11 protein-coding genes are annotated in these 13,703 nt (G+C 60.1%); all 11 read left to right on the top strand.

Annotated elements, in window-relative coordinates; translation table 11 throughout:
* Positions 1-8 precede the first annotated feature (8 nt).
* Positions 9-1,685 carry a GMC family oxidoreductase gene (locus tag P9250_RS18335; protein ID WP_250466205.1) on the top strand — a complete coding sequence of 559 codons (1,677 nt, stop codon included), beginning with the start codon at positions 9-11 and terminating at the stop codon, positions 1,683-1,685.
* A gap of 312 nt (positions 1,686-1,997) precedes the next feature.
* Positions 1,998-2,777, top strand: a complete 780-nt coding sequence (locus P9250_RS18330) for an ABC transporter ATP-binding protein (RefSeq protein WP_244826623.1) — start codon at positions 1,998-2,000, stop codon at positions 2,775-2,777.
* On the top strand, positions 2,774-3,535 hold the full coding sequence (locus P9250_RS18325) for an ABC transporter ATP-binding protein (RefSeq protein ID WP_244826622.1): 762 nt from the start codon (positions 2,774-2,776) through the stop codon (positions 3,533-3,535). The genes P9250_RS18330 and P9250_RS18325 overlap by 4 nt, the downstream gene beginning before the upstream one ends.
* Positions 3,536-3,630: 95 nt before the next feature.
* Positions 3,631-4,848 carry an ABC transporter substrate-binding protein gene (locus P9250_RS18320; RefSeq protein WP_244826621.1) on the top strand — a complete coding sequence of 406 codons (1,218 nt, stop codon included), beginning with the start codon at positions 3,631-3,633 and terminating at the stop codon, positions 4,846-4,848.
* An 83-nt stretch (positions 4,849-4,931) separates the two neighbouring features.
* On the top strand, positions 4,932-5,816 hold the full coding sequence (locus tag P9250_RS18315) for a branched-chain amino acid ABC transporter permease (RefSeq protein ID WP_244826620.1): 885 nt from the start codon (positions 4,932-4,934) through the stop codon (positions 5,814-5,816).
* The gene (locus P9250_RS18310) at positions 5,816-6,787 is read left to right on the top strand and encodes a branched-chain amino acid ABC transporter permease (protein WP_244828141.1); all 972 of its coding nucleotides are present in this window, start codon (positions 5,816-5,818) and stop codon (positions 6,785-6,787) included. The genes P9250_RS18315 and P9250_RS18310 overlap by 1 nt, the downstream gene beginning before the upstream one ends.
* A gap of 504 nt (positions 6,788-7,291) precedes the next feature.
* A complete protein-coding gene (locus P9250_RS18305; protein WP_310394468.1) occupies positions 7,292-8,458 on the top strand; it encodes an ABC transporter substrate-binding protein in 1,167 nt (388 codons plus the stop codon).
* Positions 8,459-8,705: 247 nt separating this feature from the next.
* Positions 8,706-9,878 carry an ABC transporter substrate-binding protein gene (locus P9250_RS18300; protein ID WP_250466197.1) on the top strand — a complete coding sequence of 391 codons (1,173 nt, stop codon included), beginning with the start codon at positions 8,706-8,708 and terminating at the stop codon, positions 9,876-9,878.
* A gap of 156 nt (positions 9,879-10,034) precedes the next feature.
* Positions 10,035-11,090 carry a branched-chain amino acid ABC transporter permease gene (locus P9250_RS18295; RefSeq protein ID WP_244826617.1) on the top strand — a complete coding sequence of 352 codons (1,056 nt, stop codon included), beginning with the start codon at positions 10,035-10,037 and terminating at the stop codon, positions 11,088-11,090.
* Between the two features lie 4 nt (positions 11,091-11,094).
* Positions 11,095-12,879 (top strand): branched-chain amino acid ABC transporter ATP-binding protein/permease, encoded by a 1,785-nt coding sequence (locus tag P9250_RS18290; RefSeq protein ID WP_310394466.1) that lies wholly within the window; start codon positions 11,095-11,097, stop codon positions 12,877-12,879.
* Positions 12,879-13,631: an ABC transporter ATP-binding protein gene (locus P9250_RS18285; RefSeq protein WP_310394464.1), complete on the top strand. Its 753-nt coding sequence runs from the start codon at positions 12,879-12,881 to the stop codon at positions 13,629-13,631. Before P9250_RS18290 ends, P9250_RS18285 begins: the two co-directional genes overlap by 1 nt.
* The last annotated feature ends 72 nt before the right edge of the window (positions 13,632-13,703 follow it).

The following is a 13,703-nucleotide window of genomic DNA, read 5'->3' as shown; positions in this document are numbered from 1 at the left end:
AGACAGCGATGAAACAGGACGCCCGCAAGCTGGAAGGTGAATTCGACTACATCATCGTCGGCGCGGGCACGGCCGGATGCGTGCTCGCCAATCGCCTCAGCGAAGACCCCAACGTGAACGTGCTGCTGCTCGAAGCGGGCGGCAAGGACGACTATCACTGGATACACATTCCCGTCGGCTACTTGTACTGCATTGGCAATCCGCGCACGGACTGGCTGTACAAGACGCAAGCCGAAGCAGGTCTGAACGGGCGCGCGCTGTCTTATCCGCGCGGTCGCGTGCTCGGCGGATGTTCATCCATCAACGGCATGATCTACATGCGCGGCCAGCGCGAAGACTACGACGACTGGGCGCATATCAGCGGCGACCCGAACTGGTCGTGGGACTCCGTGCTGCCCATCTTCAAGCGCAGCGAGGATCATCACGGCGGCGCGAATCAGTGGCATGGCGCGGGCGGCGAATGGCGCGTGGAAAAACAGCGTCTCAAGTGGAAGATTCTCGAAACCTTCTCGCAAGCCGCGCAGCAAAGCGGCATTCCCGCAACCGATGACTTCAATCGCGGCGACAACACAGGCGTCGGTTATTTCGATGTGAACCAGCGCGGCGGCATTCGCTGGAACGCGGCCAAAGCCTTCCTGCGTGAAGCGATGAAGCGCCCGAACCTCACGACCATCACCGGCGCGCACACGCAACGGCTCGTGTTCGAGGGCATGCGGTGCTCGGGCGTGGAATATCGCGGCGGCGACGTCGATTACATCGCGCGGGCGCGTTGCGAGGTGATTCTCAGCGCGGGCGCGGTCAACTCGCCGCAGATTCTCGAGCTCTCGGGCATCGGCAATGGCGCGCGGCTGCAGCGGCTCGGCATCGATGTCGTGCGCGATCTGCGCGGCGTCGGCGAGAATCTGCAGGACCATCTGCAATTGCGCATGGCATACAGAGTGAACGGCGTGCGCACGCTCAATACGTTGTCGGCCAAATGGTGGGGCAAGCTTTTCATCGGCATGCAATACGCGCTCTTGCGCAGCGGCCCGATGTCGATGGCGCCGTCGCAACTCGGCGCGTTCGCCAAATCCAATCCCGACGACGCATCCATCAAGCGCTCCGATGTCGAATATCACGTTCAGCCGTTGTCGCTCGAACGCTTCGGCGAGCCCTTGCACGCGTTCAATGCGTTCACGGCGTCCGTATGCAATCTGCGGCCTACGTCGCGCGGCAGCGTGCATATCGGCTCGCCGGATGCGCACGCGGCACCGCTCATCGCGCCGAATTATCTTTCCACGGAACACGACCGCGAAGTTGCCGTCAACGCGTTGAAGCTCACGCGACGTATCGTCAGCGCGCCCGCGCTGGCGCGACATGCGCCCGAAGAGATTCTGCCCGGCATCCAGTTCCAGACGCAGGAAGAACTGATCGAAGCGGCAGGCAATATCGGCACGACGATTTTTCATCCGGTCGGCACATGCCGCATGGGTACGGACAACGATCCCGCCGCCGTGGTCGATAGCCGTCTGCGCGTGATCGGCGTGCGCGGATTGCGCGTGGTCGATGCATCGGTGATGCCGGTCATCACCTCCGGCAACACGAATTCGCCCACGCTGATGATCGCCGAACGCGCAAGCGACATGATTCGCGAAGACCGGCGCGGCATGGAAGCGCAAGAGGTCATCGCAACCGCGCTTGCATGACCGCACGATGAACAGCGCGTTTTGCGGCCTCGCACGAGACGGCGTCATGCGAGGCCTTCGCATGTCCGACAGCCCGAGCTTTCAACGGCGTAAGTAAGTGCAAATCCCAATGATTGCGCTGCATCATTGCGGCGACAATGGCCTCGAATCAGGTGATGCTCGGCTTATCGCGCGCACACTTTTGTGCAACCGCAACAGCGGCGCACGAGGCTAAGCGGTATCGGCGCGAAACCCGCGTCCGGTATGCGCGGATAAAAAATAAGGCGCAGGCGAAGTCATCCGCTTAGCGTTTCACTTCGCATGGAAGGGGACATGATTCTCGGCGACACCATTCTGGAAACGCGAGGGCTCACGAAGGAATTCAAAGGCTTCACGGCCGTGAATGGCGTGAACCTGCGCGTGCGCCGCGGTTCGATCCACGCGCTGATCGGTCCCAACGGCGCGGGCAAGACGACCTGTTTCAACCTCCTCACCAAGTTCCTCGAACCCACCGCGGGCCAGATCGTCTTCAACGGCACCGACATCACGCGCGAACGCCCGGCGCATATCGCGCGGCGCGGCATCATTCGTTCGTTCCAGATTTCCGCTGTGTTTCCGCACTTGAGCGTGCTGCAGAACGTGCGCGTCGGCCTGCAGCGGCAGCTCGGCACGTCGTTCCAGTTCTGGCGCAGCGAGCGTTCGCTCGATGCCCTCAACGACCGCGCGATGGATTTGCTCACGCAAGTGGGCCTGACCGATTTCGCCGATACGAAAACCGTCGAGCTTTCATACGGCCGCAAGCGCGCGCTGGAAATTGCCACGACGCTTTCGATGGAACCCGAACTCATGCTGCTCGACGAACCGACGCAAGGTATGGGGCACGAGGACGTGGATCGCGTGACGGCGCTCATCAAGAAGGTCTCGGCGGGACGCACCATTCTGATGGTCGAGCACAACATGAACGTGATCGCGGGCATCTCCGACACCATCACGGTGCTTCAGCGCGGCGAAGTGCTCGCGGAAGGCAGCTATGCGGAAGTATCGAAGAATCCGCTCGTGATGGAAGCCTACATGGGCAGCGCCGATGCAGCGCTCACCGGAGCGCACGCATGAGCACGATCGTGGAAGCGCGCCGCTCGCAAGAGGCGAACGGCGCAGCGGGTCATGTGCCCGCGCTGGAAATAGCAGGCTTGCAGGCGTGGTACGGCGAATCGCACATTCTGCATGGCGTCGATCTGAAGGTGAATCGCGGCGAAGTGGTCACGCTGCTCGGCCGTAACGGCGCGGGGCGCACGACCACGATGCGCGCCATCATGGGATTGACCGGGCGGCGCACGGGCTCTATCCGCGTGGGCGGACGCGAGACCATTGGGCTTGCCACACACAAGATCGCGCATCATGGGGTCGGCTATTGTCCGGAGGAGCGCGGCATTTTTTCGAGCTTGTCCTGCGAAGAAAATCTTCTCCTGCCACCGGTGACCGGCAATCCGAAAGAGGCGATGCCGCTGGACGAGATCTATTCCATGTTCCCGAATCTGAAGGAGCGGCGCGCGAGTCAGGGCACGCGGCTCTCGGGCGGCGAACAGCAAATGCTCGCGGTGGCGCGCATTCTGCGCACCGGCGCCAATTTGCTGCTGCTCGATGAGATATCGGAAGGGCTTGCGCCCGTCATCGTGCAGACACTCGCGCGCATGATCCTCATGCTGAAGGCGCGTGGCTACACCATCGTCATGGTCGAACAGAATTTTCGTTTCGCGGCGCCGCTCGCGGACCGCTTCTATGTGATGGAGCATGGAAACATCGTCGAGCATTTCGGCGCGGGGGAACTCGAAGCGAAGATGCCGGTGCTGCACGAATTGCTCGGGGTGTAATCGTTCTTAAATCGACAAACGCGGCACGTTGAAGCGGCACGTAAAGCGGCACGGCTCAGGCAGCACGCAACAACCAAAAACTCACGGAGACTGCAATGAAAATGAAGACCCTCGCGCGCCTTTCCACTTTTTGCTTTGCGGCTGCGGCGGCGAGTGTGGCGTCCATGAACGCTGCTCACGCGGCCGACGGCAACACGGTGAAGATCGGCTTCATTACCGACCTGTCGGGACTCTACGCCGATATCGACGGCCAGGGCGGTCTCGAAGCCATTCGCATGGCGATTGCGGACTTCGGCGGCAAGGTGAACGGCAAGCAAATCGAACTCGTGTATGCGGATCACCAGAACAAGGCGGATATCGCGGCATCGCGCGCGCGTGAGTGGATCGACCGCGATGGCGTGAACGTGATCATCGGCGGCACGAACTCGGCTACCGCGCTTTCCACCAATCAGGTGGCGGGCGAGAAGAAGGTTCCGTACATCAACATCGGCGCGGGCGCGGACAACCTCACGAACGAGCAGTGCACGCCGTACACCGTGCACTATGCGTACGACACCATGGCGCTCGCCAAGGGCACCGGTTCCGCCGTGACGAAGCAGGGCGGCAAGTCGTGGTACTTCCTTACCGCCGACTACGCGTTCGGCAAGGCGCTAGAAAAGAACACGGCCGACGTGGTGAAGGCCAACGGCGGCCAAGTGCTCGGCGATGTACGCCATCCGCTGTCGGCGTCGGACTTCTCGTCGTTTCTGTTGCAGGCGCAAGGATCGAAGGCGCAGGTGCTCGGTCTTGCGAACGCGGGCGGCGACACCATCAACTCGATCAAGGCAGCGAAGGAATTCGGCATCAACAAGTCGATGAAACTCGCCGCGTTGCTGATCTTCCTGACGGACATCCACAGCCTGGGACTCGAAACCACGCAAGGCCTCGTGGCGACGGATAGCTGGTACTGGAACAAGGACGACAAGACGCGCGCGTGGGCCAAGCGCTACTTCGACAAGATGAAGAAGATGCCGACGAGCCTGCAGGCCGCGGACTATTCGGCTGTCACGACGTATCTGAAGGCCGTGCAGGCCACGGGCACGACCGACAGCGACAAGATCATGGCGCAGTTGAAGCAGACGAAGATCGACGACTTCTACGCGAAGGGCACCATCCGCCAGGACGGCGCGATGATCCACGACATGTATCTCATGGAAGTGAAGAAGCCGTCGGAGTCGAAGGAGCCGTGGGACTACTACAAGATCACGGCGACGATTCCCGGCGATCAGGCATTCGGCACGAAGGCGGAGTCGCGCTGCGCGGCGTGGAAGTAAGCGCACACGGTTGATGCGGCAAGCGGCTGTCATCGGCCGCTTGTCGCGATGACTTAATCGACCCATTCCTGACGGCAGGTTCAATGGAAATTTTCGGCATTCCGCTCGCCGCGATGATGAGCCAGTTGCTCCTCGGACTGGTGAACGGCTCGTTCTACGCGATCCTGAGTCTCGGGCTCGCCGTGATCTTCGGCTTGCTCAACGTCATCAACTTCGCGCACGGCGCGTTGTTCATGCTTGGCGCCATGCTCGCGTGGATGGGCGCCTCGTATCTCAACGTGCCGTATTGGGCGATGCTCGTGCTCGCGCCGCTTATCGTCGGCCTCTTCGGCATGGTTATCGAACGCTCGATGCTGCGTTGGCTGTACAAGCTCGATCACCTCTACGGCTTGTTGCTTACGTTCGGCCTCACGCTCGTGATCGAAGGCGTGTTCCGTTCCATCTATGGTTCGTCGGGTCAGCCTTACGACGTGCCCTCGCTTCTGACGGGCGCGACCAATCTCGGCTTCATGTTCCTGCCGAACTATCGCGCGTGGGTCGTCGTGGCATCGCTCGCGGTGTGTTTCGCGACATGGTTCGTGATCGAGAAGACGCGCATCGGCGCTTATCTGCGCGCGGGCACGGAGAATCCGAAGCTCGTCGAGGCATTCGGCATCAACGTGCCGCTCATGATCACGCTCACCTATGGCTTCGGCGTCGCGCTTGCGGCCTTTGCGGGAGTGCTGGCCGCGCCGGTGATTCAAGTGTCGCCGCTGATGGGCCAGTCGATGATCATCACCGTGTTCGCGGTCGTGGTGATTGGCGGCATGGGTTCGATCATGGGCTCGATTCTCACGGGTCTTTTGCTCGGCATCATCGAAGGCCTGACACGCGTGTTTTATCCGGAAGCGTCCGCGACGGTTGTCTTCGTCATCATGGCGCTCGTGCTGATGGTGCGGCCCGCCGGACTCTTCGGCAAGGAAAAATGATGCAGAGAAAAGCGCTTTACGGCTTGTTGCTGATCGCTTTGATCGTCGCGCCCTTCGCGGGCGTGTATCCGGTCTTCATGATGAAAGTGCTGTGCTTCGCGTTGTTCGCGGCGGCGTTCAATCTGTTGATCGGCTATACGGGCTTGCTGTCTTTCGGGCACGCGATGTTTCTGGCAAGCGCGGGCTACACCGCGGGCTATGCCATCCAGACATTGGGGTTGACGCCAGAACTCGGCGTGATCGCGGGAACGGCGGTGGCAACCGTGCTTGGATTGATCGTCGGTCTTCTGGCGATTCGCCGCCAAGGCATCTACTTCGCGATGGTCACGCTCGCGCTCGCGCAGATGGTCTACTTCGTGTTCCTGCAGGCGCCGTTCACGCATGGCGAAGACGGCTTGCAAGGCGTGCCGCGCGGCAAGCTCTTCGGCGCGTTGAACCTCGGCAGTGACATCACGCTCTATTACGTCGTGCTCGTCGTCATGTTGCTGGCGTTCGCGTTGATCGTGCGTATCGTGCATTCGCCGTTCGGGCAAGTGCTGATCGCGATCAAGGAGAACGAGCCGCGCGCGGTATCGCTCGGCTACGATACCGCGCGCTACAAGCTGCTTGCGTTCGTGTTGTCGGCGGGTCTCGCAGGGCTTGCCGGTGCGCTGAAGACGCTCGTGCTCGGCTTCGAAACTCTCGGCGATGCCTACTGGACCATGTCCGGCCTGGTTGTGCTGATGACGCTCGTCGGCGGCATGAGCACCATGTTCGGTCCGTTGCTCGGCGCGGCGATCATCGTTGCGCTGGAAGACCGGCTCGGCGATATCGGCGGCGGACTTGCGCGACTCACCGGCGTGGACTGGTTCAATTCGCTGGGTGAATCCGTGACTATCGTGACGGGCCTGATTTTTATCGCATGCGTGCTGGCATTTCGACGTGGCATTGTGGGTGAAATCGTGGCGCGTGTCAGACCGCTACAGGGTTAACCATTTAGTTGGATATCCGAACAAATGCTGTTCAAGCAACGACACGCGCGCAATGCACGGTTAACGACCTCGAAATCGCCCTCTTAAGGTGCTTTTATGCACCACTAGGGTAAATGCTAGGTTGTTGCGAAACGATACAGTCGATAACATTCTGCTTAGTTCTGTTGCACCCAGATTTTTGAGGTGGAGAACGAGGAGACATGAGGCACCAAGTGCCCGACCGAAAGCGCTGTTGGATGATTCCAACAGCGCTTTTTTATTGGCTGTTTTGTTTTACGTCGATATTTCGCGTCGCCGAAATATAATCCGCATACCGTATCGGCGGATTCAAAAAACTCGCATTCAAACCCGGTCGCAGCTTACGTTCGACAGCCGTCATAAGCCCTGCAAAACGCTTGCTGTGCATGACGCGCCTCCGCTAAACTGCATTTCCCGACCCATCGGTCGGTGAAAAGACGCGGGCTTCAAACTGGACGTTTCACGATCAAGACGGGGCGCAAATCAATGAAGTGGGCTTTACGCGTTAAGACGGTTGCAATGGCTGTCGCGGGTTTATCGGTGGTAATCAGCACTCAGGTTTTCGCGGACGTAAAGATAGGCGTGACGGTTTCGGCAACGGGCCCGGCGGCTTCGCTCGGCATTCCGGAAAAGAACACCATCGCGTTGTTGCCAAAAGAAGTGGCGGGGCAGAAGGTGCAGTACATCGTGCTGGATGACGCCACGGATTCCACGCAAGCCGTGAAGAACGCGCGCAAGCTCACGAGCGAAGACCACGTCGATGCGCTCGTCGGTTCCACGGTCGTTCCCAATTCCCTCGCGATGATCGACATCGCCGCCGAGACCACCACGCCCATGATCTCGATGGCGGCCGCGGCCAGCATCGTCGAACCCATGGATGCGAAGAAGGCGTGGGTCTTCAAGACGCCGCAGAACGACATCCTCATGGCGACCGCTATCGCGCAGCACATGTCGAATCATGGCGTGAAGACGGTTGCCTTCATCGGCTTTGCGGACGCCTACGGCGAGAGCTGGTTCAAGGAGTTCACGAAGGCGGCGGAGCTCGCGAAGATTCGCGTCGTGGCCAACGAGCGCTTCGCGCGCAACGACGCATCGGTCACGGGGCAAGTGCTCAAGATGATGTCGCAGAACGCGGATGCGGTGCTCATCGCCGGTGCTGGAACACCCGCCGCGCTGCCGCAGAAGACGCTCAAGGAGCGCGGCTACAAGGGCAAGATCTATCAGACGCACGGCGTTGCCAACAACGACTTCCTGCGTGTATGCGGCAAGGATTGCGAAGGCACGTTCCTGCCCGCCGGACCGTTGCTGGTCGCCGAGCAACTGCCGGACAGCAATCCGGTGAAGCAAGCCGCGCTCACTTACAAGAAGGCTTATGAAGGCGCGTACGGCCCGGGTTCGGTCTCGACGTTCGGCGGTCATGCGTGGGACGCGGGCCTCATTCTCCAGCGCGCTATTCCCATTGCCTTGAAGAAGGGTCAGCCAGGAACGCCCGCGTTTCGCGAGGCATTGCGCGCGGCTATCGAAGGCACCAGGGACTTGCCTGCATCGCACGGCATCTTCAACATGAGCGCGAACGATCACTCTGGTCTTGATCAGCGTGCTCGCGTGATGGTGGAGATCGTCGGCGGCAAGTGGAAGCTCTCGGGCAACTGAGCATGTGGAATCACGCAAACGAAGAAGGCGCGTCTGTCATGGTCGCGCCTTTTTTTCTGCATGCCGTAATGGAAGAGAAGAGGGCGCGAAAACCCCATGCAGCGCCTGCCGACGGTCAGGGAAAACCAGCCTAGGCACGTGGTTTCGCGGTACATAGATTGGGGCGGCTGTTCAGACGGCAGTAAGCAAGCTTCATCGATAACAACTCGCAGCGGCGCGTACAGCCGGTCGCGTTTGGAGACAAGCAATGAAAACGAAGCACACATGGATCAGGGCAAGCGTCGCGCTCGCCATCGCGGGGGGCGCGCTCGTAAGCTCAGGCGCGGCCTTCGCGCAAGTGAAGATTGGCGTGACGCTCTCGGCCACGGGACCGGCGGCATCGCTCGGGATTCCCGAGAAAAATACCATCGCGTTGTTGCCAAAGGAAATTGGCGGCAAGTCCGTCGAGTACATCGTGCTGGATGACGGCTCCGACACGAGCCGCGCCGTGCAGAACACGCGCAAGCTGATAGACGAGGATCATGTCGATGCAGTCGTCGGTTCAACGGTCACGCCCAATTCGCTCGCGATGATCGATGCCGCTTCGGCTTCGAAGACACCGATGATCTCGATGGCGGCATCGGCTTCCATCATTGCACCGATGGATGGCAAGAAAGCGTGGGTCTTCAAGACGCCGCAGAACGACGCGCTCATGGCCGACGCCATCGCCAGTTACATGGAGAAGCACGGCGTGAAGACAGTGGGCTTCATCGGCTTCGCGGATGCCTACGGCGACGGCTGGTACAACGTCTTCAACGCAGCGGCGAGCGCGCACAAGCTCAAGATCGTCGCGAACGAACGCTATAACCGCACGGACACGTCCGTCACCGGTCAGGTGCTCAAGACGGTGGGCGCCAATCCGGATGCCGTGCTGATCGCAGGCGCGGGAACGCCGTCGGCGCTGCCGGCGAAGGCGTTGAAGGAGCGCGGATACAAGGGCAAGGTTTATCAGACGCACGGGGTGGCGAACAACGACTTCCTGCGCGTATGCGGCAAGGATTGCGAAGGAGAGATCCTGCCTGCCGGGCCGGTTCTCGTGACCGAGCAACTGCCGGAAAACAATCCGGTGAAGAAGTCCTCGGCGGCGTACAAGAACGCCTATGAGAAGGCCAACGGGGCGGGTACGCTTTCCACCTTCGGCGGTCACGCGTGGGACGCCGGTCAGATGCTTCAGCGTGCGATCCCCGAAGCGCTGAAGAAAGCGCAGCCAGGTACGCCCGAGTTCCGTGAAGCGCTGCGCGCCGCGTTGGAGAATCTGAAGGACTTGCCCGTCGCGCACGGCATCATGAACACGACATCGAACGATCACAACGGCTTCGACGATCGCGCGCGTGTGATGGTGCAAATCTCCGATGGCAAGTGGAAGCTGCTCAACGACTGATCGGACTTGAGCGCGCGCTCTGCTAAAGGCGCGTTCTTTTCTCCGATTTTCAAGATAGCAAAGCGGTGCGCCGATGTATGCGGCGCGCCGCTTTTTCCCATGTTCACGGGCCGATCCGGCAGCCCGACCTTTTTGCGGAAGCTCTGAAGAGGAAGTATGGACTTATCGATTGCGGCGATCCTCGCGCAAGACGGGATCACCACGGGCGCGATTTACGCATTGCTCGCGCTCGCCCTGGTGCTCGTGTTTTCCGTGACTCGCGTCATTTTCATCCCGCAAGGGGAGTTCGTCGCTTATGGCGCGCTCACGCTTGCCGCGCTGCAGACGCAAAAGCTGCCGGCGACGTGTTACTTGCTCATCGTCATGGGCGCGGGTTGCTTCGTTGCCGAACTTGCGGGGATCGTGCGGCATCCGACGCGGTATCGGCAGATTGGACGGCTGCTTGCAACGCTCGCGGGAAAGTATGTGCTGTTTCCCGTCGCCGTATGGGCACTGACGCAGGCAATCTTCGCGCAGCCCTTGCCGATGTTCGTGCAGATCGCGCTGACGCTGTTGATCGTCGTGCCGATGGGACCGTTCGTGTATCGACTCGCCTACGAGCCGATCGCGGAGGCAAGCACGCTGTTGCTGCTGATCGTCGCGGTGGCCGTGCACTTCGCGATGGTCGGGCTCGGGCTCGTCATGTTCGGCGCGGAAGGATCGCGCACGACAGCGTTCTCCGACGCTACCTTCAATCTCGGCAGCGTGTCGATCTCCGGGCAGAGTGTGTGGGTGGTGGGCACGGCGGTCGTGCTGATCGCGGCGCTCTACTTCTACTTCGACCGGACCATTTCCGGCAAGGCGTTGCGGGCGACGTCTGTGAACCGTTTGGGCGCGCGCCTGGTCGGCATCGGCACGACGCAGGCGGGGCGGCTCGCGTTCACACTGGCGGCGGGGCTCGGCGCGCTGTGCGGCGTACTCGTTGCACCCATCACGACCATCTATTACGACTCGGGATTTCTGATCGGCTTGAAGGGCTTCGTCGGGGCAATCGTGGGCGGTCTGGTGAGTTATCCGCTGGCGGCGGCGGGGTCGCTGCTCGTCGGCTTGCTGGAGTCGTATTCGTCGTTCTGGGCGAGCGCGTACAAAGAGGTGATCGTCTTCACGCTGATTATTCCAGTGCTGCTATGGCGAAGCCTGGCAAGCCCGCATTCCGATGAAGACGAGGAGTAACGCAATGGCATTCCTTCATCGATACCGCTTCTTCTGGCTGTTCCTCGTCGTGGTCTTTGCGTTGCCCGTGTTGCCGAAACCGGTGGCCGTGCCCGAGTACTGGATAACGCTGCTCAACTACATCGGCTTGTATTCGATTGTCGCGATAGGGCTCGTCTTGCTGACGGGCATAGGCGGGATGACGAGCTTCGGGCAGGCCGCGTTCGTCGGCGTAGGCGCGTATGCAACGGCGTTTCTGACGACCCAATACGGTGTGTCACCGTGGCTTGCGTTGATCGCGGGCGTGGTGTTGACGGCGATCATCGCGCTGTTTCTGGGCCTCATCACGATGCGGCTTTCCGGGCACTTTCTGCCGCTCGGCACAATCGCGTGGGGACTGTCGTTGTTTTATCTGTTTGGAAACATGGAGTTGCTCGGCAAGTACGACGGGATCAATGGAATTCCTGTGTTGAACCTTTTTGGATGGCACTTGGAGTCTGGGCGCAGCATCTACTACCTGATTTGGGTCGTCGTGCTGCTCGCCGTCGTATCTGTTCAGAATCTGCTTAATAGTCGTCCGGGCCGCGCTATCCGCGCGTTGCGCGGCGGCGGCACGATGGCGGAGGCGATGGGCGTCAATACCGGCTGGATGCGCGTCGTTATTTTTGTCTATGCGGCGGTGCTTGCATCCATTTCCGGCTTTCTCTACGCGCATTTGCAGCGTGCGGTGAACCCGACGCCGTTCGGGCTTAATCATGGCATCGAGTTTCTGTTCATGGCTGTGGTTGGCGGAGTGGCGCATGTCTGGGGTGCGATTCTGGGCGCGACTATCCTCACCGTTCTGCAAGATTATCTACAGACGCTGCTACCCAAGTTGATCGGTGCGAACGGAAACTTCGAGGTTATTGTCTTCGGCGTGTTGATGGTGCTGCTGCTTCAATACGCGCGTCAGGGAGTGTGGCCGTTTGTGGCGCGTTTGTTTCCAAGCGCTCCGCGAGCGCGCGTGCCAGAGCGCGGCGAAGCGTTGCCGCAGCGCAGCAAGCCGGCGGCGGGCGAATCGCTTCTTGTCGTCGATAACGCGCGCAAACAGTTCGGCGGGCTTGTTGCAGTAAACGATGTGAGTTTCGATATAAAGGCAGGGGAGATCATCGGGCTGATCGGGCCGAACGGCGCTGGAAAATCCACCACTTTCAATCTCGTAACCGGCGTGCTTCAGGCTACGAGCGGCGCGATCAGCTTTCGGGGCGAGCGTATCGAGAAGCTGACATCGCGGGAGATCGTAAAGCGCGGCATCGGGCGAACCTTCCAGCACGTGAAGATGCTTCCGGGTATGAGCGTCTTGGAAAATGTCGCGATCGGCGCGCATCTGCGGGGAAACACCGGAGTTTGGCGGAGCGTCGCGCGTTTGAACGGTGCGGAGGAAAGTCGGCTGATGGCCGAGGCGGCGCGACAGATCGAACGCGTCGGCCTGGAAAAGCATGTATTCAGTGAGGCCGGAAGTTTGGCGTTGGGGCAACAACGCATCATGGAAATTGCGCGCGCGCTGTGTTGCGATCCAACGCTTTTGCTTCTCGATGAGCCAGCAGCTGGTTTGCGGTATCAGGAGAAGCTTCAGCTTGCCGACCTGCTGCGTAGGCTTCGCGCAGAGGGAATGAGCATCCTGCTGGTCGAGCACGATATGGACTTCGTGATGAATCTCACCGACCGCCTTGTCGTGATGGAGTTCGGGACGAAGATTGCGGAAGGCTTGCCTTCAGAAGTTCAGAAAGATCCTACTGTGCTCGAAGCGTATCTTGGTGGAGTGGAGTAATGCAAAAAAGTGTACCGATTCTTCAAGTCGATGGTTTATCCGTCCGATACGGGAAAGTCGAGGCGCTGCACAGTGCGACGCTCACGGTTGGTGCTGGACAAATCGTGTCGGTGATCGGTCCAAATGGTGCGGGCAAATCCACTCTGTTGAATGCAATCATGGGAGCTTTGCCGCAGACAGGATCGTCTAACGGTGTGATTCGGTATCTGGACGAGGATGTCGCTGCGCTGCCTATCGAGCGTCGTGTTTCACGTGGAATGTGCCTTGTCCCTGAGCGCCGGGAACTGTTTGCTTCGATGTCGGTTGAGGACAATCTTGTGCTAGGCGCGTATCGGCGCAAGCGAGCGGGGGAGCGAAGTTTTTTGGATCAGCTGGAACCAGTCTTTCGCCTTTTTCCCCGGTTGAAGGAACGCCGCAGGCAGGCGGCAGGAACGCTATCCGGCGGTGAGCGGCAAATGCTTGCTGTGGGTCGAGCGTTGATGGCCAAGCCAAAATTGTTGATGCTCGATGAGCCTAGTCTGGGTCTGGCACCTTTGATCGTGAAGGAAATTTTTCATATCGTTAGCGCGCTTCGCGAGACGGGCGTCGCAATACTTTTGATCGAGCAAAACGCACGCGCGGCACTACAGATATCTGACTTCGGCTACGTTCTTGAGACAGGCGAATTCGCCCTGAAAGGCCCCGCGCAAGATTTGCAACACAATCCCCAGGTCATTGAGACTTACCTCGGGTTGGTAAAGAAGGCCGTTTAACGGGTTGCGTCAAATCTCGAAGGCGTGTTTCACGTGAAACACGCCATTTTTTTCGCCTTTTCCGGGTCGTTG

Origin of the sequence: Caballeronia sp. LP006 (genome assembly GCF_031450995.1) — a bacterium.
Lineage (GTDB): Bacteria > Pseudomonadota > Gammaproteobacteria > Burkholderiales > Burkholderiaceae > Caballeronia.
Note: the sequence above shows the minus strand (reverse complement) of the source record. Positions and strands in the feature narration are given on the sequence as shown.

Coding starts and splice junctions, on each gene's coding strand:
- P9250_RS18315 (WP_244826620.1), top strand. CDS start 4,932: ATGGAAATTTTCGGCATTCCGCTCGCCGCGATGATGAGCCAGTTGCTC.
- P9250_RS18290 (WP_310394466.1), top strand. CDS start 11,095: ATGGCATTCCTTCATCGATACCGCTTCTTCTGGCTGTTCCTCGTCGTG.
- P9250_RS18285 (WP_310394464.1), top strand. CDS start 12,879: ATGCAAAAAAGTGTACCGATTCTTCAAGTCGATGGTTTATCCGTCCGA.
- P9250_RS18300 (WP_250466197.1), top strand. CDS start 8,706: ATGAAAACGAAGCACACATGGATCAGGGCAAGCGTCGCGCTCGCCATC.
- P9250_RS18295 (WP_244826617.1), top strand. CDS start 10,035: ATGGACTTATCGATTGCGGCGATCCTCGCGCAAGACGGGATCACCACG.
- P9250_RS18310 (WP_244828141.1), top strand. CDS start 5,816: ATGCAGAGAAAAGCGCTTTACGGCTTGTTGCTGATCGCTTTGATCGTC.
- P9250_RS18325 (WP_244826622.1), top strand. CDS start 2,774: ATGAGCACGATCGTGGAAGCGCGCCGCTCGCAAGAGGCGAACGGCGCA.
- P9250_RS18330 (WP_244826623.1), top strand. CDS start 1,998: ATGATTCTCGGCGACACCATTCTGGAAACGCGAGGGCTCACGAAGGAA.
- P9250_RS18335 (WP_250466205.1), top strand. CDS start 9: ATGAAACAGGACGCCCGCAAGCTGGAAGGTGAATTCGACTACATCATC.
- P9250_RS18320 (WP_244826621.1), top strand. CDS start 3,631: ATGAAAATGAAGACCCTCGCGCGCCTTTCCACTTTTTGCTTTGCGGCT.
- P9250_RS18305 (WP_310394468.1), top strand. CDS start 7,292: ATGAAGTGGGCTTTACGCGTTAAGACGGTTGCAATGGCTGTCGCGGGT.